The organism is Pseudomonas sp. 7-41 (assembly GCF_021233075.1).
GTDB classification, from domain to species: domain Bacteria; phylum Pseudomonadota; class Gammaproteobacteria; order Pseudomonadales; family Pseudomonadaceae; genus Aquipseudomonas; species Aquipseudomonas veronii.
On sequence record NZ_CP089551.1, the window covers coordinates 2,020,937 to 2,041,433 of the forward strand.

The 20,497-nt window shown below is 61.5% G+C and carries 16 protein-coding genes; 9 read left to right on the forward strand and 7 right to left on the reverse strand.

Annotated elements, in window-relative coordinates; genetic code table 11:
- Positions 1-39: 39 nt before the first annotated feature.
- From LQ249_RS09095 to LQ249_RS09115, 4 genes are all read left to right on the forward strand, one after another.
- The gene (locus tag LQ249_RS09095; RefSeq protein ID WP_010563748.1) at positions 40-276 is read left to right on the forward strand and encodes a DUF1653 domain-containing protein; all 237 of its coding nucleotides are present in this window, start codon (positions 40-42) and stop codon (positions 274-276) included.
- Between the two features lie 114 nt (positions 277-390).
- Positions 391-3,012, forward strand: a complete 2,622-nt coding sequence (topA, locus tag LQ249_RS09100) for a type I DNA topoisomerase (RefSeq protein WP_046384322.1) — start codon at positions 391-393, stop codon at positions 3,010-3,012.
- A 190-nt stretch (positions 3,013-3,202) separates the two neighbouring features.
- Complete coding sequence (locus LQ249_RS09110; RefSeq protein WP_017848776.1) at positions 3,203-3,724, forward strand: DUF6586 family protein; 522 nt, start codon at positions 3,203-3,205, stop codon at positions 3,722-3,724.
- Positions 3,725-3,922: 198 nt separating this feature from the next.
- Entirely contained in the window at positions 3,923-4,156 is a 234-nt protein-coding gene (locus tag LQ249_RS09115) for a hypothetical protein (RefSeq protein WP_017254451.1), read from the forward strand.
- Positions 4,157-4,272: 116 nt separating this feature from the next.
- Here the strand turns inward: LQ249_RS09115 and sulA are convergent, their stop codons facing one another.
- On the reverse strand, positions 4,273-4,746 hold the full coding sequence (sulA, locus tag LQ249_RS09120) for an SOS-induced cell division inhibitor SulA (RefSeq protein WP_017848777.1): 474 nt from the start codon (positions 4,744-4,746) through the stop codon (positions 4,273-4,275).
- A gap of 10 nt (positions 4,747-4,756) precedes the next feature.
- On the reverse strand, positions 4,757-5,365 hold the full coding sequence (lexA, locus tag LQ249_RS09125; RefSeq protein ID WP_003172575.1) for a transcriptional repressor LexA: 609 nt from the start codon (positions 5,363-5,365) through the stop codon (positions 4,757-4,759).
- Positions 5,366-5,628: 263 nt separating this feature from the next.
- Here lexA and LQ249_RS09130 point away from each other — a divergent pair, with 263 nt between their 5' ends.
- Both LQ249_RS09130 and nagZ read left to right on the forward strand, forming a co-directional pair.
- Entirely contained in the window at positions 5,629-6,336 is a 708-nt protein-coding gene (locus LQ249_RS09130) for a TetR/AcrR family transcriptional regulator (protein ID WP_017848778.1), read from the forward strand.
- A gap of 143 nt (positions 6,337-6,479) precedes the next feature.
- The gene (nagZ, locus tag LQ249_RS09135) at positions 6,480-7,490 is read left to right on the forward strand and encodes a beta-N-acetylhexosaminidase (RefSeq protein ID WP_046384320.1); all 1,011 of its coding nucleotides are present in this window, start codon (positions 6,480-6,482) and stop codon (positions 7,488-7,490) included.
- Between the two features lie 111 nt (positions 7,491-7,601).
- Here nagZ and LQ249_RS09140 read toward each other — a convergent pair whose 3' ends face one another.
- From LQ249_RS09140 to mfd, 3 genes are read right to left on the reverse strand one after another with little or no spacing between them, the layout of a single operon-like run.
- Complete coding sequence (locus LQ249_RS09140) at positions 7,602-10,295, reverse strand: DEAD/DEAH box helicase (protein WP_046384319.1); 2,694 nt, start codon at positions 10,293-10,295, stop codon at positions 7,602-7,604.
- A 9-nt stretch (positions 10,296-10,304) separates the two neighbouring features.
- Positions 10,305-10,871, reverse strand: a complete 567-nt coding sequence (locus LQ249_RS09145; RefSeq protein ID WP_017848781.1) for a CsiV family protein — start codon at positions 10,869-10,871, stop codon at positions 10,305-10,307.
- Positions 10,872-10,882: 11 nt separating this feature from the next.
- On the reverse strand, positions 10,883-14,332 hold the full coding sequence (gene mfd, locus LQ249_RS09150) for a transcription-repair coupling factor (protein WP_026140243.1): 3,450 nt from the start codon (positions 14,330-14,332) through the stop codon (positions 10,883-10,885).
- Between the two features lie 340 nt (positions 14,333-14,672).
- Between mfd and LQ249_RS09155 the strand changes: the two genes are divergently transcribed.
- From LQ249_RS09155 to sthA, 3 genes are all read left to right on the forward strand, one after another.
- Positions 14,673-16,136 carry a glyceraldehyde-3-phosphate dehydrogenase gene (locus LQ249_RS09155; RefSeq protein WP_046384318.1) on the forward strand — a complete coding sequence of 488 codons (1,464 nt, stop codon included), beginning with the start codon at positions 14,673-14,675 and terminating at the stop codon, positions 16,134-16,136.
- Between the two features lie 287 nt (positions 16,137-16,423).
- The gene (locus LQ249_RS09160; RefSeq protein WP_134939472.1) at positions 16,424-17,434 is read left to right on the forward strand and encodes an FAD:protein FMN transferase; all 1,011 of its coding nucleotides are present in this window, start codon (positions 16,424-16,426) and stop codon (positions 17,432-17,434) included.
- A 188-nt stretch (positions 17,435-17,622) separates the two neighbouring features.
- The gene (gene sthA / locus LQ249_RS09165; RefSeq protein WP_046384317.1) at positions 17,623-19,017 is read left to right on the forward strand and encodes a Si-specific NAD(P)(+) transhydrogenase; all 1,395 of its coding nucleotides are present in this window, start codon (positions 17,623-17,625) and stop codon (positions 19,015-19,017) included.
- A 42-nt stretch (positions 19,018-19,059) separates the two neighbouring features.
- On the opposite strand, the gene LQ249_RS09170 is transcribed toward sthA, so the two are convergent.
- Positions 19,060-19,782 (reverse strand): glycerophosphodiester phosphodiesterase, encoded by a 723-nt coding sequence (locus LQ249_RS09170; protein WP_017848786.1) that lies wholly within the window; start codon positions 19,780-19,782, stop codon positions 19,060-19,062.
- Positions 19,783-19,826: 44 nt separating this feature from the next.
- The gene (locus tag LQ249_RS09175; protein WP_046490432.1) at positions 19,827-20,411 is read right to left on the reverse strand and encodes a PilZ domain-containing protein; all 585 of its coding nucleotides are present in this window, start codon (positions 20,409-20,411) and stop codon (positions 19,827-19,829) included.
- Between the last annotated feature and the right edge of the window lie 86 nt (positions 20,412-20,497).

A 20,497-nucleotide genomic window follows, 5' to 3' on the forward strand; every position in this document is an offset into this window, starting at 1 on the left:
ATTATTTTTTTTTAACAAATTTTGTAAGGTGGCCAGAGCATGAAAGTCGAACCAGGGCTCTACCAACATTATAAAGGTCCGCAGTACCGCGTTTTTAATGTGGCGCGGCACTCCGAGACCGAAGAAGAAGTGGTGTTCTACCAAGCACTGTATGGCGATTACGGCTTTTGGGTGCGCCCGTTGAGCATGTTCCTCGAGTCCGTCGAAGTTGACGGCGAACAGGTCCCACGCTTTGCTTTGGTGCAGGCCGAACCCAGTCTTTTTTCAGGGCAATAACGGCAGGCTGCGCAGAATGCTGCGCTTGACCTCACCCGGTTGCCACTATATATAGCGTTGCCGCGTCAGGCGCCAACTGCCTTTCACTTCTCGAATTCAGGAATTTTCCGATCCATGGGCAAATCGCTGGTCATTGTGGAATCCCCGGCTAAGGCCAAGACCATCAACAAGTACTTGGGCAACGAGTACGTGGTGAAGTCGAGTATCGGCCATATCCGAGACCTGCCCACCAGCGGTTCGGCTAGCGCCAGCAAGGAGCCTGCCGCCAAGCGCGGCAAGGCGGCTGCGGGCGAAGGTCCGGTGCTCACGCCTAAAGAGAAAGCGCGCAAGCAGCTGGTCTCGCGCATGGGTGTGGACCCGGAACATGGCTGGAAGGCCAAGTACGAAATCCTTCCGGGCAAGGAAAAGGTCATCGAAGAGCTGCGCCGGCTCGCCAAAGATGCCGACACCATCTATCTCGCAACGGACTTGGACCGCGAAGGGGAAGCCATTGCCTGGCACCTGCGGGAAGCCATCGGCGGTGATGACAGCCGCTACAAGCGTGTGGTGTTCAACGAAATCACCAAGAAAGCCATCCAGGAAGCCTTCTCCAAGCCGGGCGAACTGGATATCGACCGCGTCAACGCCCAGCAGGCCCGTCGTTTCCTCGACCGTGTCGTGGGTTACATGGTCTCGCCACTGCTGTGGGCCAAGATTGCCCGTGGCCTGTCCGCTGGCCGTGTGCAATCGGTCGCGGTCAAGCTGGTGGTGGAGCGTGAGCGCGAGATTCGTGCGTTCAACCCTGAAGAATACTGGGAAGTCCACGCCGACCTCGGCACCGCCAAGGGCGCCAACGTGCGCTTTGAAGTGGCCCGTGAAAAAGGCGAGGCCTTCAAGCCGCTGAACGAAGCCCAGGCCATGGCCGCGCTGGAGAAGCTCAAGTCTTCCAGCTACAGCATCGTCAAGCGCGAAGACAAACCGACCAGCAGCAAGCCGTCGGCGCCGTTCATCACGTCCACCCTGCAACAGGCCGCGAGTAACCGCCTGGGCTTCGGCGTGAAGAAAACCATGATGATGGCCCAGCGTCTGTACGAAGCCGGCTACATCACCTATATGCGTACCGACTCCACCAACCTGTCGCAAGACGCGGTGGCGATGGCGCGCACGTATATTGAAAGCGAGTTCGGCAAGAAGTACCTGCCGGAGAAGCCGAACGTCTACAGCAGCAAAGAAGGCGCCCAGGAGGCTCACGAAGCGATTCGTCCTTCCGACGCCAACACCGAGCCGAGCAAGCTGAGCGGCATGGAACGTGACGCTGAGCGCCTCTATGAGCTGATCTGGCGCCAGTTCCTGGCCTGCCAGATGCTGCCGGCGCAATACCTGTCCACCACCGTCAGCGTGGGCGCAGGCGACTTTGAGCTGCGTGCCAAGGGCCGTATCCTCAAGTTCGACGGCTACACCCGCGTGATGCCGCAAATCGCCAAGCCAGGCGACGACGACGTACTGCCGGACATGGCCCAGGGCGACACGTTGAAGCTGATCAAGCTCGACCCGTCCCAACACTTCACCAAGCCGCCGGCGCGTTATTCGGAAGCCAGCCTGGTGAAAGAGATGGAGAAACGCGGTATCGGTCGTCCTTCGACCTATGCGGCGATCATCTCCACGATCCAGGACCGTGGCTACGTGGCGCTGCACAACCGGCGTTTCTATTCGGAAAAAATGGGCGACATCGTCACCGAGCGTCTGTCCGAGAGTTTCTCCAACCTGATGGACTACGGCTTCACCGCCGGCATGGAAGAGAACCTCGATGACGTGGCCCAGGGCGAGCGCGACTGGAAGAGCGTGCTCGACGAGTTCTACGGCGACTTCAAGAAAAAACTCGAAGTGGCCGAAAGCCCGGACAGCGGCATGCGTGCCAACCAGCCGGTGATGACCGACATCCCGTGCCTGACCTGCGGCCGGCCGATGCAGATTCGTACCGCGTCCACTGGCGTGTTCCTCGGTTGCTCGGGCTACAGCCTGCCGCCGAAAGAGCGCTGCAAGGCCACCGTCAACCTGGTGCCGGGCGATGAAATCGCCGCCGACGACGAGGGTGAATCCGAATCGCTGGTGCTGCGTGGCAAGCACCGTTGCCCGATCTGCAGCACGGCGATGGATGCCTACCTGTTGGACGAGAAGCACAAGTTGCACATCTGCGGTAACAATCCGGATTGCGACGGCTACGAGATCGAAGAGGGCAGCTACCGCATCAAAGGCTACGAAGGCCCGAGCCTGGAATGCGACAAGTGCGGCAGCGAGATGCAACTCAAGACCGGCCGTTTCGGCAAGTTCTTCGGTTGCACCAACCCGACGTGCAAGAACACCCGCAAACTGCTGAAAAGCGGTGACGCGGCGCCGCCGAAGATGGACCCGGTGAAGATGCCCGAACTCAAGTGCGAGAAGGTCAACGACACCTATATCCTGCGTGATGGCGCTTCGGGGCTGTTCCTGGCTGCCAGCCAGTTCCCGAAAAACCGCGAGACCCGTGCGCCGCTGGTGCTCGAGATCGTGCCGCACAAGGATGAGATCGATCCGAAGTACCACTTCCTGTGCGAAGCGCCGAAGAAGGACCCGGACGGTCGCCCGGCCGTGATCCGCTACAGCCGCAAGACCAAGGAACAGTACGTGCAGTCCGAAGTGGACGGTAAGCCGACCGGTTGGAAGGCGTTCTACGACGGCGGCAAGTGGAAGGTCGAGGACAAGCGCCAGGGCGCTTGATCGGTTAATCTGATAACGCTAAAAGCCGTCTGCATAGACGGCTTTTGCTTGCTGTAGGAGCGAGCTTGCTCGCGAAGGTCGCTAACGATTACGCGAAAAACCTGATGCCCCACGGCGCTCCCAGGTTTTTCGCGAGCAAGCTCGCTCCTACATACCAGCATTACGCCTATTCGTTGTGGAGATTGCCGTCATGGCCAACGAACTCTATACCCGTACCAACCAGAAAATTTACTTCGCGGGTTTATCCCTGGAAGCCCTTGGCCGTGCCGAGGAAGGGAAGGAGATGAACGCCATCGCGCTGGTCCAGGCGGGGCGTGAGGCGGCCCTGTTCCACCTGTACGGCGCCTTGCTGGGGCTGTGTCATGAAATCGCCGGGTTCTACCGTTTGCCCCAGGCCGGTTCGCCGCGTGCGGAAATGATCATGAATCGCGAAGTACTGGACGCCATGGCGATCCCTGAACTCGCCGAACTGGTGGAAATGGCGCAAAGCCCCGACAGTTGGGTGGCACGCCTGCTCAAAGCGCATGCCGATATGTTCCAGCCGCCACGTGTTCCCCATGTGCCCAAGGGCGATGTGACCCAGCCGTTGATCGTGGCGCTGTCGCTGGAAGAGGATGAGCCGAAGCCGTTGAGCCGCGAAGAGCTTGAAGGCTGGCGCCAGGAGCTGAAAAACATGGCGCTGCGGTTTCGTGAAGGTTTGAACGAGTGCTGAGACACGCTCGTTGAGCCGGTGATCATTGCGAGCTGACAGCCAAGGCACCTGCGCAGATGGGTGCCAATCAAAATTGTGGCAGTGGGCTTGCTCTCACTAAGCACCATTCATCCAGCCGTAAAGAAACCTCGCCAGATCCACTGCGAGGCCCGGCAGATGACTGATATAATCCCGGCCTTTCGTGGAGAACAGACTTTTATGCCAACGTCCTTTCTGGAAATTGTTGAATTGCCTGACGGCCGAATCGAGCTGCGCCGGGCTGAGGACGAGGGTTCTCTGGTTATCTTGGACTTTTCCGAAGACGCCAAGGCGTTCCTGCAAGGCCAGCATGTGGAAGTGGCAAAAGCCATGTTGAGCGTTGGCGTACAGATGGCAGGCCGCCTGGCGGAAGGCGAACCGGAGAAAGAAGACGGTCCACGGGTTCTGCACTGAGTGTGGCGTGGGAGCTTGCTCCCGCTGGGGCGCTAAGCGGCCCTGAACATGCGATTGCTGCACAGTCCAATGGGAGCAAGCTCCCTTGCCACAGGGCTAGCCTGCGGCACCTCGAATTACCCCAAACGAATATTCAAGCTCTGTGCATCGCCGGTACGCGCAGCGCTGATCAACTGTTGCTTGGCGTTGGCATTCAGCGGGTTCAACCAGCTCACCACTGTATGGCTGCGGCCCAGGCGCAGGGCTTCGCAGGTCAACTGCTGGGCACTTTGCGCGCCGCGTGGTTGCAGCAACAGGATGCGCTCGCGGTTGAGACCGGCGTCCCGCAGCCAGGCTTGGGTCAGGCTGGCGGGTGGGGCGATCAGCGTCAACCAGCGTGCATCCTGTTCCTCGCTCAGTTCGCGCAGGATCGGCGCCAGCAGGCTCAGGCAGCTCCCGGCCGCACCGCGCAACGACAGCTCACTGAACGCCTCAGGCTCGGCGCACCAGGGCGCCTCGACCGTTTCCTTGAGGATGGGCGCAAGGGGTTGGGCCATGAAGGCCTCGAACAGCGACAGTTGTGTGTGTTGTGGGGTGTGCACGAGCTGCATGATGCCTCCTTTAGCGGCGAATGACGCCGACGCTCAGGCCTTCGATCACCAGGTCCTGGTCTTTCAGGTTGACTTCGATCGGGGCGAACTCAGGGTTCTCGGCCAGGAGCCAGACCTTGCTGCCTTCGCGCTTGAAGCGTTTGACGGTGACTTCATCGCCGATGCGGGCGACGACGATCTGGCCGTTACGGGCTTCACGAGTGGTGTGGACAGCCAGCAGGTCACCGTCGAAAATGCCCACGTCCTTCATGCTCATGCCATGCACCCGCAACAGGTAGTCGGCGCGAGGATGGAAGAAGGTTGGGTTGATGTTGCAGGATTCCTCGACGTGCTGTTGCGCCAGGATCGGTGCGCCGGCAGCGACGCGGCCGATGATCGGCAGGGTCGATTCGTCGGCCTTGGCTTCGAAACCGGGGATGCGAATGCCCCGCGAAGCGCCCGGGGTCATCTCGATCGCGCCTTTGCGAGCGAGGGCCTTGAGGTGTTCTTCGGCGGCGTTGGGGGATTTGAACCCCAGTTCCAGCGCAATTTCCGCGCGCGTCGGCGGGTAGCCGTTGTCGTCGAGGCAGCGCTTGATAAAAGCCAGAATCTCAGCTTGGCGTGGCGTCAGTTTTAGCATGTTGATCGCTCTGTCTTTTTATACAGTGACTGGGATTATATACAGTGGACTGCGCTTGGCAATCATCCTTTTTTGCGCGTCCGCTGGACGGTCATTCGTCAGCCCTCCTACAACGCAAAGACAGCGCTGCCTACAGAGTTGAAAGGATGTGATTAAATAGCGTTCAAATAGATGACTGCCTGGCCGGAAAGCGAACCCACAGGCTTGACAAGACACAAGCTGAAACGTATGTTTCAAACAAGTGTTTGTCAGGCGGAGTAGCCATGGCCCAGTCGGAAACCGTTGAACGCATTCTCGATGCTGCCGAGCAATTGTTCGCGGAAAAAGGATTTGCTGAAACCTCATTGCGGCTGATCACCAGCAAGGCCGGGGTCAACCTCGCCGCCGTGAACTACCATTTCGGCTCGAAAAAAGCCCTGATCCAGGCGGTGTTCTCGCGTTTCCTGGGGCCGTTCTGCGCCAGTCTCGACCGTGAGCTCGAACGCCGCCAGGCCAAGGCCGACCATAAGCCAAGCCTGGAAGAACTGCTGGAAATCCTCGTTGAGCAAGCGCTGGTGGTGCAGCCACGCAGCGGCAACGACCTGTCGATCTTCATGCGCCTGTTGGGCCTGGCGTTCAGCCAGAGCCAGGGCCACCTGCGCCGCTACCTGGAAGACATGTACGGCAAGGTGTTCCGCCGCTATATGTTGCTGGTCAACGAAGCCGCCCCGCGCATCCCGCCGATCGAATTGTTCTGGCGCGTACACTTCATGCTCGGCGCGGCGGCATTCAGCATGTCCGGGATCAAGGCCTTGCGGGCGATTGCCGAGACCGACTTTGGCGTCAACACCTCCATCGAGCAGGTGATGCGCCTGATGGTGCCGTTCCTCGCTGCCGGCATGCGCGCCGAAACCGGCGTGACCGACCAGACCATGGCCGCCGCGCAATTGCGTCCGCGCAGCAAATCGACGCCAGTCCCCGCGAAGGTTTGACCGCCCCGGGTGTGCGCGGCCGCCAGCATCCGCTAAGCTAGCCGCCCATGCCGAATTCAGCTATTTACTCGCAACCCATTGTTCTTGCCGCGCCCGCCGCGCCGCGAGGGCAATGGGTTGTGTGCGTTATTTAAGGAAGGTTTATGACTGCTGCCCTGCAAGGTTCTTTGATGGTCGACGTTGCCGGCACCTGGCTGACGGCCGAGGATCGCCACCTGTTGCGCCAGCCTGAGGTGGGCGGCCTGATCATTTTTGCGCGCAATATCGAGCATCCGCGCCAGGTGCGGGAATTGAGCGCGGCGATTCGTGCCGTGCGCCCGGACCTGCTGCTGGCGGTCGACCAGGAGGGCGGTCGCGTGCAGCGCCTGCGCCAGGGTTTTGTGCGCCTGCCGGCCATGCGCGCGCTGGCGGATCACCCTAACGCCGAATACCTCGCCGAACAGTGTGGCTGGATCATGGCCACTGAAGTCCTGGCCGTCGGCCTGGACCTGAGTTTCGCCCCCGTGCTGGACCTGGACTACCAGCGCAGCGCCGTGGTCGGCAGCCGTTCCTTCGAGGGCAACCCGGAGCGCGCCGCGGTGCTTGCCGGGGCGTTTATCCGTGGCATGAACAGCGCCGGCATGGCCGCCACCGGCAAGCACTTCCCGGGGCACGGGTGGGCTGAGGCCGATTCCCACGTTGCGATTCCCAATGACGAACGCAGCCTGGAACAGATTCGCGCCAATGACCTGGTACCTTTCGCACGCCTGAGCCGGCAATTGGCTGCGGTGATGCCAGCCCACGTCATTTACCCGCAAGTCGACGCCCAGCCGGCCGGTTTCTCGCGCCGCTGGTTGCAGGACATCCTGCGCGGCGAATTGCAATTTGACGGGGTGATTTTCAGCGACGACCTGTCCATGGCTGGTGCCCACGTGGTTGGGGATGCGGCCAGCCGAATTGAAGCCGCACTGACGGCGGGGTGCGACATGGGCCTGGTGTGCAACGATCGGGCGGCTGCCGAACTGGCGCTGAGCGCGGCCCAGCGGATGAAGGTCACGCCATCGGCGCGGATCGCACGGATGCGTGGGCAGGCGGTTGCGTCGACGGAGTATAAGCAAGACCCGCGTTGGCTGGTGGCGCTCGGCGCGTTGCGGGATGCGCAGTTGATCGATTGAAACGGCGGCGCGCCTATCGCGGGCAAGCCCGCTCCTACACTTGATTGCGTACATTCTGTCGAAGTGCGGTTGAATGTGGCGGCGCGCTGGCCCGTGAGGGCGATCTAACCGTCAGCGTTTTTCTTGTTTGTTGGGCAGCGGCGCAAACAGCGCTTCGATCTCTTCGTTGCCCAGCTGCCAATCCCCGGTGGTCCGCCCGTCCAGCACGCCCGCTGCAAGGTCGGACTTTTCCTTCTGCAGGTGCTGGATTTTCTCCTCCACCGTGCCCCGTGCAATCATCTTGTAGACGAACACCGGCTTCTCCTGGCCGATGCGATACGCACGGTCGGTGGCCTGGTTTTCCGTGGCCGGGTTCCACCACGGGTCATAGTGGATCACGGTGTCGGCTTCGGTCAGGTTGAGTCCTACGCCACCTGCCTTCAGGCTGATCAGAAAGATCTGCAGCTTGCCGCTCTGGAAGTCTTTCACCGGCGTGCGCCGATCGCGGGTCTGGCCGGTCAGCAGCGCGTAGGCGACGCCGCGTTTTTTCAGCTCGAGTTCAATCAGGCTCAGCATCGAGGTGAACTGGGAGAACAACAGAATCCGGCGCCCTTCGGCAAACAGCTCTTCGAGCATTTCCATCAAGCTGTCGAGCTTGCCCGAGCTGCTGCCGCGCGTTGGCAGGGTGGCATCGTTGACCAGGCGCAAATCGCAGCACACCTGGCGCAGCTTGAGCAGCGCTTCAAGAATGATGATCTGGCTGCGCGCCACGCCTTTGCGGGTGATCTCATCGCGGACTTTTTTGTCCATGGCCAGGCGCATGGTTTCGTACACGTCGCGCTGGGCTTCATTGAGCTCGACCCAGTGGATGATCTCGGTTTTCGGCGGTAATTCCGTCGCCACCTGTTCCTTGGTGCGACGCAGCAGGAACGGTTTGATCCGACCGTTCAGGTGCTGCAATCGCACATCGCTGGCGCGTTTTTCAATCGGCACGCGGTAGTCGCGGTTGAAGCTTTTCACGTCGCCCAACCAGCCCGGCAACAGGAAGTGGAACAGCGACCACAGCTCGCCCAGGTGGTTTTCCAGCGGGGTGCCGCTCAGGCACAGGCGCTGCCGTGCGTTCAGCTCACGCGCCGCCTGGGCCGCCTTGCTCGAAGGGTTCTTGATGTACTGCGCTTCGTCGAGGATCAGCACATGCAAGGGCAGGGCGGCGAGTTGCTCGATGTCTTTGGGCAGCAACGCATACGTGGTCAGCAGCAGGTCGTAGTCCTGCAGGTTCGCGAAGTGCTTTTTGCGGGTGGCGCCATACAGCGCCAGGACCTTGAGTTGCGGCGTGAAGTGCGCGGCCTCGTCGAGCCAGTTGGGGATCAGGCTGGTGGGCATCACCACCATGCACGGGCGGTCCAGGCGCCCGGCGATCTTCTCGCTGAGAATATGCGCCAAGGTCTGTAAGGTTTTGCCCAGGCCCATGTCGTCCGCAAGAATGCCGCCCACTTCCAGCTGGCGCAGTGACTGCATCCAGCTCAAACCCTCCAGCTGATAGGGGCGCAAGGTCGCGTTCAAGCCTTCGGGCGCGACGCAGGTGAAATCCTTGATGTCGCGCAGGCGCTGGGCGAAGGTGCGGATCTTCTCGCCGCCTTCCCATTGCAGCGGCAGGTCTTCCAGCGGGTTGAGGCGGATCGCGTCGGCCTTGGCCAGGCGCAGCGTGGTGGTGCCGGGTTCCTGCAGGTAGAACTCGCCGAGGGTGGCCAGGACGGGTTTCAGACGGCCGTAGGGCAGCGCCACTTGCAGCGGGCCGTGGCCACCGTTGGGCAGGCCGGGGATGTTGACCAGGATCAGTTCGTCATCGCGGCGGCGTGCGAGTTTTTCCGGGTTGAGGATTTCGGTGTGCGAACGCATCAGGTTGAGCAGGATCGGCAGCAGGCTCAGGCGTTCGCCGTTGACGATGATCCCCAGTTCCAGGTCGAACCAGTCGCGCTCCGGCCCTTCGTCGACGGTGGCATACCAGTCGTCCACCGGGCTCAGGTCGAAGCCGAAGTCGTCGTCGATCTGCAACTCCCAACCTTCGGCCCGCAGTGTCGGCGATGCGTTGAGGGTGAAGTTCAGCCAGGCGCTGTCATTGATCATCTCGAACAGTTCGCCGGCACTTTCCGGCAACGCTTTGCTCTGGCGCGTGGCGATCTTGAAACCGAGCAGGCGCAGTTGTTCGCGATAGCGCTGTTCCAGCTCGGGGTGCCGCTTGATCCGCAGGCTCTGGGTTTCCTGGCGGACGATGATGTCGGCGTTCTTTTGCCCGCTGACGTAGTTGCCCAGATAGTTGAACGACAGCGCCGCACGGTGCTGGATATAGCGCTGCATCTTGCCGTTGCGCGGCTCGAACGCGCTGAACGCGACACTGGCCAGCCACAGGCGCGGCACGGGCAGCACGTCGTCCATCACCACCTGCGGCAGCACCACGCGGTTGTCCAGCACGGCCTGGAGTTTTTCCAGCAGTTCGGCGTCCTGGGCCGCCGCCGGGTAGGCCAGGGTTTCCTGGACCTTGAGCAGCACCGCCGCGATGTGTTTGCAGTTGGTGTGTACCGGGCAGGTGCAGCGGCTGTCCACCAGGATCAGCGTGCCCTTGGCCGATTCGCGCAACGAGATGGTCTGCCGGTAGACGTTGCTGCCCGAGCCTTCGCAACTGGCGATGATGGTGCTGTCGCCCGACTCGACGATGCGTACCCGGTTCTCCAAGGCATAGCGCCGCCCGCGCTCCAGGCTTTGTTCTTTGAAGCGATTGGCCCACGAAGGGGCCAGGGGCTTGGTGAGCGGCGACGTCAGGGGCATGGCGCTGGATCAGTCCTGAAAGTCGACGGGCGGTGCGCTGGGCTGTTTGGCGGTCAACGAAGTGATCTTGATCAGCAGCGCCAGGTGGCCGCCATCCAGGTAGTTGAGCTGGTTGTTCTTGGTCCGCACGTCTTTCTGCGCCAGATGCTCGCTGGCGATGACGCTGCCGTTGCCGTCGAACTGGTTGATCCAGAAGTCCGCGTCGATATCGGTAAAGCGCCCCAGTTGCAGGCTCAGCACACCCTCGAGGGGAAACTGACCGAACTGCTCCCGGCCGTCGGTGATCGCGATTTTTACCGGCTGCTCACCGAGGTTCTGTTCCCAGGCCTTGTGCGCCAGCACCGTGTAGTTGGCGTCTGCGCGGAGTTTGTCGACGATCGTGCCCAGGCGCGCCGGGCTGCTTCTGTCGCCCAGGCGCTCGGCACCGGCATCCCAATCTTCCGGCGCGGCGCGGCTGTTGATCACCGGCTCCGCGTTCTGGCGCACCAGGACCATTTCCACTTGGTACAGGCTGTCGGCAAACGCCGAAGGTGCGAGTACCACTAATAACAAGCTCAGAATGCGAAACACGCGCATTGGGGCGTCCTTCAAACAGATTTCGGGATGAGGCGCTCAAACAGCGCCTCCAAGGTATTGAAGCGTTCTTCGGCACGTTCCATCGGCACCATGAACTTGAACAGCGTAGCCCCTTCGAACTTGTACCGGTTGGGCTGGCCCTGGATCAGCTTGATCAGCACCAACGGGTCCACCGGCGTCTGCGCTTCGAACTCGATGCGCCCGCCCTGCGGCCCCGCGTCGACCTTCTTGATCCCCAGTTGCTCGGCCTGCAATTTGAGCAGGGTCAGGCGCACCAGGTTCTTGGTCGGTTCCGGCAACAGGCCGAAGCGATCGATCATCTCCACCTGCAGGTCCTTGAGGCCTTCTTCGTCGGTGGCCGAGGCGATGCGCTTGTACAGGATCAGTCGCGCGTGGACATCCGGCAGGTAGTCTTCGGGGATCAATGCCGGCAAGCGCAGGTTGATCTCCGGACCGCCGCCCAGGGGTTGGTCGAGGTTCGGTTGCTCGCCCTTGCGGATGGCTTTCACTGCGCGTTCGAGCATCTCCATATATAAGGTGAAGCCCACGGCCTGGATCTGCCCGCTCTGGCCGTCGCCGAGCAGTTCGCCGGCGCCACGGATTTCCAGGTCGTTGGTGGCCAGCACAAAGCCGGCGCCCAGGTCCTGGGTGTTGGCGATGGCTTCCAGGCGTTTTTCCGCATCGCCGGTGATTTGCTGGCGCGGTGGCGTCAGCAGGTAGGCGTAGGCCTGGTGGTGACTGCGTCCGACGCGGCCGCGCAGTTGATGCAGTTGTGCCAGGCCGAACTTGTCGGCGCGCTCGATGATGATGGTGTTGGCGCTCGGCACGTCGATGCCGGTCTCGATGATGGTCGAGGCGATCAGCACGTTGAAGCGCTTGTGGTAGAAGTCGCTCATCACCTGTTCGAGGTCGCGCTCGCGCATTTGCCCGTGGCCGATGGCGATGCGTGCTTCCGGCACCAGTGCGGCGAGGTCGGCGGCGCATTTCTCGATGGTTTTCACATCGTTGTGCAGGTAATACACCTGCCCGCCGCGCAGCAATTCGCGCAGCAGCGCTTCCTTGACCGTGCTGTTGTTCTGCTCCATCACGAAGGTGCGTACCGACAGGCGCCGCGCCGGTGGAGTGGCGATGATCGACAGGTCGCGCATGCCCGACACCGCCATGTTCAGCGTGCGCGGAATCGGCGTGGCGGTGAGGGTCAGAATGTCGACTTCGCTGCGCAGGGCCTTGAGCTGTTCTTTCTGACGCACCCCGAAGCGGTGTTCTTCGTCGATGATCACCAGGCCCAGGTTCTTGATCTTCACATCGTCCGACAGCAGCTTGTGGGTGCCGATCACGATGTCGATCTTGCCCTCTGCCAGGTCGGCGACGGCGGCGTTCACTTCCTTGGCGGATTTGAAGCGGCTCATCACTTCCACGGTCACCGGCCAGTCGGCAAAGCGGTCGCGAAAGCTGTTGTAGTGCTGCTGGGCGAGCAGGGTAGTCGGCACCAGGATCGCCACTTGCTTGCCGCCATGCACCGCGATGAAGGCGGCGCGCATCGCCACTTCGGTCTTGCCGAAGCCCACGTCGCCGCACACCAGGCGGTCCATCGGCTTGGGCGCGAGCATGTCGGCGCGCACGGCTTCGATGGTGGTTTGCTGGTCCGGGGTTTCTTCGAAGGCAAAGCCGGCGCTGAAGGTGGCGTAGTCGGCTTTCGGGTCGGCGAACGCATAACCCTCGCGGGCGGCGCGACGGGCATAGATGTCGAGCAGCTCGGCGGCGACGTCGCGCACCTGTTCGGCGGCCTTGCGCTTGGCTTTCTGCCAGGTCTCGGAACCCAGGCGGTGCAACGGCGCCAGGGCGTCGTCGCTGCCGGTGTAGCGGGCGATCAGGTGCAGGTTGGCCACCGGCACATACAGCTTGGCGCCTTCGGCGTATTCCATGGTGAGGAATTCGGCGGCCTGGTTGTCGATTTCCAGCGTTTGCAGGCCCAGGTAGCGGCCGACGCCGTGGTCGATATGCACCACCGGCGCGCCTTCGCGCAGTTCGGTGAGGTTTTTGATCACCGCGTCGTTGTTGGCGTCGGCGCGTTTTTCGCGGCGACGGCGCTGCATCACCCGTTGCCCGAACAGCGGGCTTTCGGCGATCAGCGCCAGGGCCGGATCGTCCAGCAACAGGCCTTCATCCAGCGGCGCAATGGTGATCGCCAGGCGCTCTTTGCCGGCGACGAAGTCCGGCCAGCTGTCGACGGTTTTCGGGCGCAGCTTCAGGCGTTCCAGCAGCTCCAGCAGCACTTCGCGGCGCCCGGCCGATTCGGCGGTAAACAACACGCGCCCGGCGAAATCGCCGAGGAAGTTGGACAGCGCTTCGAGCGGCTGGCTGGCCTTGGCTTCAATCGCCAGGTTCGGCAGGTTTTGCGCGGGGAAGCGCGTGCGGCCGCTGCCTGCGTCCACATCCTCTTGGCTGGCGACCACGCGCGGCCAGTTTTTCAGGCGGGCGAAGCAGTCTTCCACCGGCAGGAACAGTTCAGCCGGCGGTAATAAAGGACGGGACGGATCGACGCGACGCTCTTCATAGCGGTTGCGCACGTCGCTCCAGAAGTTTTCCGCCGCCTGCTCGATGCCCGGCAGCGAGAACACCTGGGTGTCCTGGGGCAGGTAGTCGAACAGGGTGGAGGTTTCGTCGAAGAACAGCGGCAGGTAGTACTCGATACCGGCGGGAGTAATCCCACTGCTCAAGTCCTGGAAGATCGGGCAGCGGCGGAAGTCGACGTCGAAGCGTTCGCGAAAGCGCGCCTTGAAACGCGTCACCGCGTCTTTCTGCAGTGGGAATTCCCGTGCCGGCAGCAGTTTGATCGACTCGACTTTGTCGATGGAGCGCTGGTTTTCCGGATCGAAGGTGCGCAGGGTCTCGATTTCGTCATCGAACAGGTCGATGCGGTACGGCAACTTGCTGCCCATCGGGAACAGGTCGATCAGCGCTCCGCGCACCGCGAATTCGCCGTGCTCGTACACCGTGTCGACGCAGCGGTAGCCGCTGGCTTCCAGGCGTGTACGCATTTGCTCCACGTCGAGCTTCTGGCCGATATCCAGCACCAGGCTGCTGCCCAGCAGGAACTTGGTCGGCGCCAGGCGGTGCAGCGCCGTGGTGATCGGCACCACCAGCACGCCGTGGACCAGTTCCGGCAGGCGGTACAGGCTGGCGATGCGCTGGGAAATGATGTCCTGGTGCGGCGAGAACAGGTCGTAGGGCAGGGTTTCCCAGTCGGGAAAATGCAGCACCGGCAAATCGGGGGCGAAGAAGCTCAGCTCCTGCTCCAGCCGTTCGGCGCTTTGGCTGTCGGCGGTAAGCAGCAGGGTAAAGCGCTTGGCTGCGCTGGCAGCCTCGGCGATGGCCAGGCTCAGGGCGGCACCGGGCAAATTGCCCCAGTGCTGTTTACCTGCCGCGGCAGGGAGTTGCGGTAGACGCAGAACGGGCACGGAAGGTTGAGCTCCAAGCGTTGCGACAAAGTCGGTAATTGTAACGGCCCGAGGTGCCGCCTGTCAGTTGCTGACTGAGCCTATTACGGTTTGCGGGAAATGTGGTGGCTAAGACAAACAATGGCGCGTTTTGACTCAATATGTAGTGCCAAAATGCATATAGTTTTCGGAGGGTTACGGACAAGTCGTGCTGCCCGCTCCACTAGTGGCCTTCTGGAACCCGCGTATTTACTGGGCTGCAGCGAGGTGGCTTTTTTGGGTAAGCGCTTTTTGTTGTAGGACGCGCATTGCTCCGGGGGCGGCCGGGCGGCATAATGTAGCCCCTTTTTTCAGCCCCTACATGTGGAAGGTTCCCGTGACTCAGAAGCCCGACCAGTGTCTTGGTGAATGGATCGACCGTGAAGCACTCGCTGAAGCGATGATCCCGCTTATCGGTCAGCTGTACCGCAATAACAATGTGGTGAGCTCGATCTATGGCCGCAGTCTGATCAACCAGTCAGTCATCGCGATTCTCAAGGCGCATCGCTTTGCTCGCCATCGTTCGACCAACGACAGCGAACTCTCCGTCCACGAAACATTCCCTCTGCTCAAAGCCATGAGCGAGCTCAAGCTCGGCGCGGCTTCGGTAGACCTGGGCAAGTTGGCCGCCAAGTTCCGCGCTGAAGCCAACGGCCGCTCCGTCGAGCAGTTCGTGCGTGAAGAAATGGCCGACGTGGTCGGCAAGCAGAACGCCTCCGCCCGTAAAGGCACTGACGTTGTGCTCTACGGCTTCGGTCGCATCGGCCGCCTGCTGGCACGCATCCTGATCGGTAAAACCGGCGGCGGCGACGGCCTGCGCCTGCGCGCCATCGTGGTACGCAAGGGCGCCGAGAACGACCTGGCCAAGCGCGCGAGCCTCTTGCGTCGCGACTCGGTACACGGTCCGTTCAACGGCACCATCGTCATCGACGAAGAAAACAACACCATCACCGCCAACGGTAACCTGATCCAGGTGATCTACGCGAAGAACCCGACCGAGGTGGATTACACCCAGTACGGCATCAAGGACGCCCTGCTGGTGGATAACACCGGCGTATGGCGCGACGCCGAAGGCCTGGGCCAGCACCTGACCTGCCCGGGCGTTGCCCGCGTTGTCCTGACCGCGCCTGGCAAAGGCAAGCTGAAGAACATCGTTCACGGCATCAACCACACGGAAATCACCGCTGACGACAAGATCGTGTCCGCCGCTTCCTGCACCACCAACGCCATCGTGCCGGTGCTGAAGGCAGTCAATGACAAGTTCGGCATCATCAACGGTCACGTCGAAACCGTTCACTCGTACACCAACGACCAGAACCTGATCGACAACTTCCACAAGGGCAATCGCCGTGGTCGCAGCGCCGCGCTGAACATGGTGATCACCGAGACCGGTGCCGCCACCGCTGCCGCCAAGGCCCTGCCTGAGCTGGCCGGCAAGCTGACCGGTAACGCGATCCGCGTGCCGACGCCTAACGTGTCGATGGCCATTCTCAACCTGAACCTTGAGAAAGCCGCTACCCGCGACGAGATGAACGAGTACCTGCGCTACATGGCGCTGCACTCCGATCTGCATAAGCAAATCGACTTCGTCAACTCCCAGGAAGTGGTCTCCACCGACTTCGTTGGCTCGCGCCACGCCGGTGTGGTGGACGCGGAAGCGACCATTACCCAGGACAACCGTGTTGTGCTGTACGTGTGGTACGACAACGAGTTCGGCTACAGCTGCCAGGTCGTTCGTGTGATGGAAGACATGGCTGGGGTCAACCCGCCTGCATTCCCGCGCTAAGCGTTCAGGTTGAATGAAAAAGCCCCGACTGGTTCGGGGCTTTTTTCTGCCTGTGGGTTTCGGCTGTGTGGGAGGCATCGCGCGCAAGCCCGCGCCTACAGGGGCATGCATTTTTTCAGGCGATACGCCGTCAACTGTGGCCGGCCAAGGTGAGACGATCCGCCTCATTGGTGAGCGCCGGGAGTGCGAACATCAGCCATAAACAGATAACGGCATGCCGCATAATGGGCGGTCCTGCCAGGGTGTGTGCCTGCGGGTTAATTCACTTTTCGACGGCGATCAGGTTTATGGGCAATCTGCGACAGATAGCGATGGTGTGCGGTTTTGCGGCGCTGGCCGGCTGTGGCGGCGATACGCTGGAGCAGTTTGGGGGGCCGACCATGGGCAGCACCTATTCGATCCAGTATGTCAGAAGCTCGACGGCACCTACGCCGAAAGAGCTGCAGCGCCAGGTGGAAAAAATCCTGGGGGATGTCGACCGACAGATGTCGACCTACCGCAGCGACTCGGATATCGAGCGTTTCAACAATCTGCCAGCCAATAGCTGCCAGCCGATGCCCGCGCCGGTGCTGCAACTGGTGCGTACCGGCGAGCAACTGTCCCAGGCCAGCGCGGGTGCGTTCGACCTGACGGTGGAACCGCTGCTGAACCTGTGGGGGTTCGGGCCCCAGGCCCGGCAACTCAAGGTGCCGGACGCCGCGACGCTGGCCGAGGTGCGTCAACGGGTCGGTCACCAGCATCTGCGCATCGACGGCGAGCAACTGTGCAAGGACGCCGCCGTCGAGGTCGACTTCAACAGCATTGCTGCCGGTTACGCGGTGGATCGTATCGCCGAGCTGTTGAGCGGCTTGGGTATCCATCACTACCTCGCCGAAGCCACCGGCGAACTCAAGGCTGCCGGCCACAAACCGGATGGTTCGCCCTGGCGCGTCGCGCTGGAAGAGCCTCGCGATGACCAGCAGGTCGCCGAAAAAATCATCCGCGTAGACGGCTTTGGTGTGTCCACATCGGGTGACTATCGTAATTATTTCCAGCAGGGTGGTCGGCGCTATTCCCACACCCTGGATGCGCGGACCGGCGCGCCGATTACCCATCAACTGGCATCGGTGACAGTGTTGCACCCGTCGGCGCTGATGGCCGATGGGTTGTCGACGTTGCTGTTGATCCTTGGGCCGGAGCAAGGCTGGGATTACGCCGAACGGCACCAGATCGCCGCGTTTTTTGTGCAGCGCGAGGGGGATGTTTTTGTCACGCGCAGTAATCAGGCGTTCGAACAGATGACCGCTGTGAAACCGTAATCCACGCTGTGTAGTAAAGGCAAAACTGGCCTACGACGCGACCAAGGGTTAATGTGCGCGGCGTTGAGCCTTATATAGACTGTGCCCCGGTTCACACACTTGAGCCAAATTGTCCTTCATGACCGCTGGCCGCGGCATGATTTAGCCAGGCGTCAAACCGCGCGCCTGGCCTGTTCTGAGGAGTACGCATGGCTGTCTACAACTACGACGTGGTAGTACTGGGTTCCGGCCCGGCTGGAGAAGGTGCGGCGATGAACGCCGCGAAGGCAGGGCGCAAGGTGGCAATGGTCGATAGCCGTCGCCAGGTCGGCGGAAACTGCACCCACCTGGGTACCATCCCGTCCAAGGCCTTGCGTCACTCAGTGCGCCAGATCATGCAGTTCAATACCAATCCGATGTTCCGGGCCATTGGCGAGCCGCGTTGGTTTTCGTTCCCGGACGTGCTCAAAAGCGCGGAAAAAGTCATCGCCAAGCAGGTGGCGTCGCGGACCGGCTACTACGCCCGTAACCGTGTCGACCTGTTCTTCGGCACCGGCAGCTTCGCCGACGAGCAAACCGTCGAAGTGGTCTGCTCCAACGGTGTGGTCGAGAAGCTGGTGGCCAAGCACATCATCATCGCTACCGGGTCGCGCCCGTATCGCCCGGTGGATATCGATTTCCTCCACCCGCGTATCTACGATAGCGACACCATCCTCAGCCTGGGCCATACCCCGCGCAAACTGATCATCTATGGCGCCGGCGTGATCGGCTGCGAATACGCCTCGATCTTCAGCGGCCTGGGGGTGCTGGTAGAGCTGGTGGACAACCGTGACCAGTTGCTGAGCTTCCTCGACTCGGAAATTTCCCAGGCGTTGAGTTATCACTTCAGCAACAACAACATCACCGTGCGCCACAACGAAGAGTACGAGCGCGTCGAAGGCCTGGACAACGGTGTGATCCTGCACCTCAAGTCCGGCAAGAAGATCAAGGCCGACGCCTTGCTGTGGTGCAACGGTCGTACCGGCAACACCGACAAGCTGGGCATGGAAAATGTCGGGGTCAAGGTCAACAACCGTGGCCAGATCGAAGTGGACGAGAACTATCGCACCTGCGTGTCGAATATCTACGGTGCCGGCGACGTGATCGGCTGGCCAAGCCTGGCCAGCGCCGCCCATGACCAGGGCCGTTCGGCCGCTGGCAGCATTGTCGACAATGGCAGCTGGCGCTATGTGAACGACGTGCCGACCGGGATCTACACGATTCCGGAGATCAGCTCGATCGGTAAGAACGAACACGAACTGACCAAGGCCAAGGTGCCTTACGAAGTGGGCAAGGCGTTCTTCAAGAGCATGGCGCGTGCGCAGATCGCCGGCGAGCCGCAAGGCATGCTGAAGATTCTGTTCCACCGTGAAACCCTGGAAGTCCTCGGCGTGCATTGCTTCGGCTACCAGGCTTCGGAGATCGTCCACATCGGCCAGGCCATCATGAACCAGCCGGGCGAGCAAAATACCCTCAAGTATTTCGTCAACACCACGTTCAACTACCCGACCATGGCGGAAGCCTATCGGGTCGCGGCCTACGACGGCCTCAACCGGCTTTTTTGAGCGGCTCCGGCCGGTGGCCTGAGCCGGCCGGGGAGACCGATTTCAGTAATTCTCGAGCGTGGCAGTGGCCAAACCGGGAAAGTCTGTAATCAGGCTATCTACGCCGAAGTCGGCGAGCCTGCGCATCAGCGCAGGTTCGTTGACTGTCCACACCGACACGTGCAATCCCTGGCGCTGGGCTTTTTCCAGACGCTCGGGGGTACACAACGTCCAGTTCAACGCCAGAAACTCACAGCCATAGTTTTGCGCGACCTTCAGCGGGTCGAGCCAGGCGTATTCGGCCACCAGCCCGCGCGACAGGTCCGGGGTGAGTTCCACTGCCGCTTTCAACACTTCCCGTGAGCTTGAGGTCACTGTGACCTTGTCCATGAGGCCGAAACGCACGGCCATTTCCCGGATCGCCAGCACGGTGGTCGCGGCGCGGGTGCGCGAGGCGCTTTTGACTTCCAGTTGCCAGTGATCGAAGTCGCACTTTTCGAACAGCTCTTCCAGGCGCGGGATCGGGCAGGGGTTGATCCAGCCGGGGCCGCCTTTGCGGGCGTCCATCTTCACCAGGTCTGCCGCCGAATACTCGACGACTTTGCCGCGCCGGTCGGCGGTGCGCTTGAGGGTCGGGTCGTGGATGACCATCAGTTCGCCGTCCATGGACAGGTGCAAATCCAATTCGCAACGGCGTACACCGTGCTTGAGGCACTGCTGGAAGCTGGTCAGGGTGTTTTCTGGTGCTTCGCCTTTGGCACCGCGGTGGCCGTAGATCAGGGTCACAGTTGCTCCTTTGCGCCAGGTCGTCTGGCGGGGTGAATACGAATTCAGGTGTCTTTGGCGTCGCTCTGTTCCCGCGCCAGGCGCCGTTGCTGCGCCTGTTTCTGCAGGATGTAGCGCGCCAGCAGTTGGCGTTGGGCGTCGGTCATCGATTCGAATTCCGTGCCAATGGCAAAAGCGCCGCCCTTGGCATCGCAATGGGTGACCCGCGCCCGTAACAGCAGGCCCAGCGCCTGGGGCATCAGCACCAGCTTGACCGCCAGGTGGGCGTCGAGTGCCAGGGGCGTCGGGTGCTGGAAGTCGATGCCGCCTTCGGAAATGATCACCGGCTGCGGTGCGCCGACTTCATCCAGCAGGCCGCGCGCCATGATCTGGCTGAGCAGATCCAGGCGTTTGTTCTGGATTCGGAGGAGGGCGGCCAGGCTGCGATCTTTCTCGCTGAGCTGGCGCAACAGGTGTTGGGCTTCGAATTCGCTCAGGTGCAGTTCACTGAGTAGATTGAATAGCGGCGAATCATCCAGCAACACTTCCTTGCTCGCCGCTTCGGGGGCGGACAGGCTTTTGATTTGAAGTGCGATCATGTCGTCGATACGGTAGTATTCGCGGCGTTCTTCTTCATCTAATGTCGACATGGCGAACCCAAAGTAGCGGTAATGGTCTGAGTGTAAAGCTGCTTACCAGACCCCGCCACCGGGACGTCTTCTTTTCCTCCGAACAA

Bases quoted from the DNA above. Each gene is read 5' to 3' on its own strand.
- LQ249_RS09095 (WP_010563748.1), top strand. From the start codon at position 40: ATGAAAGTCGAACCAGGGCTCTACCAACATTATAAAGGTCCGCAGTAC.
- topA (WP_046384322.1), top strand. From the start codon at position 391: ATGGGCAAATCGCTGGTCATTGTGGAATCCCCGGCTAAGGCCAAGACC.
- LQ249_RS09110 (WP_017848776.1), top strand. From the start codon at position 3,203: ATGGCCAACGAACTCTATACCCGTACCAACCAGAAAATTTACTTCGCG.
- LQ249_RS09115 (WP_017254451.1), top strand. From the start codon at position 3,923: ATGCCAACGTCCTTTCTGGAAATTGTTGAATTGCCTGACGGCCGAATC.
- sulA (WP_017848777.1), bottom strand. From the start codon at position 4,746: ATGCAGCTCGTGCACACCCCACAACACACACAACTGTCGCTGTTCGAG.
- lexA (WP_003172575.1), bottom strand. From the start codon at position 5,365: ATGCTAAAACTGACGCCACGCCAAGCTGAGATTCTGGCTTTTATCAAG.
- LQ249_RS09130 (WP_017848778.1), top strand. From the start codon at position 5,629: ATGGCCCAGTCGGAAACCGTTGAACGCATTCTCGATGCTGCCGAGCAA.
- nagZ (WP_046384320.1), top strand. From the start codon at position 6,480: ATGACTGCTGCCCTGCAAGGTTCTTTGATGGTCGACGTTGCCGGCACC.
- LQ249_RS09140 (WP_046384319.1), bottom strand. From the start codon at position 10,295: ATGCCCCTGACGTCGCCGCTCACCAAGCCCCTGGCCCCTTCGTGGGCC.
- LQ249_RS09145 (WP_017848781.1), bottom strand. From the start codon at position 10,871: ATGCGCGTGTTTCGCATTCTGAGCTTGTTATTAGTGGTACTCGCACCT.
- LQ249_RS09155 (WP_046384318.1), top strand. From the start codon at position 14,673: ATGTGGAAGGTTCCCGTGACTCAGAAGCCCGACCAGTGTCTTGGTGAA.
- LQ249_RS09160 (WP_134939472.1), top strand. From the start codon at position 16,424: ATGGGCAATCTGCGACAGATAGCGATGGTGTGCGGTTTTGCGGCGCTG.
- sthA (WP_046384317.1), top strand. From the start codon at position 17,623: ATGGCTGTCTACAACTACGACGTGGTAGTACTGGGTTCCGGCCCGGCT.
- LQ249_RS09175 (WP_046490432.1), bottom strand. From the start codon at position 20,411: ATGTCGACATTAGATGAAGAAGAACGCCGCGAATACTACCGTATCGAC.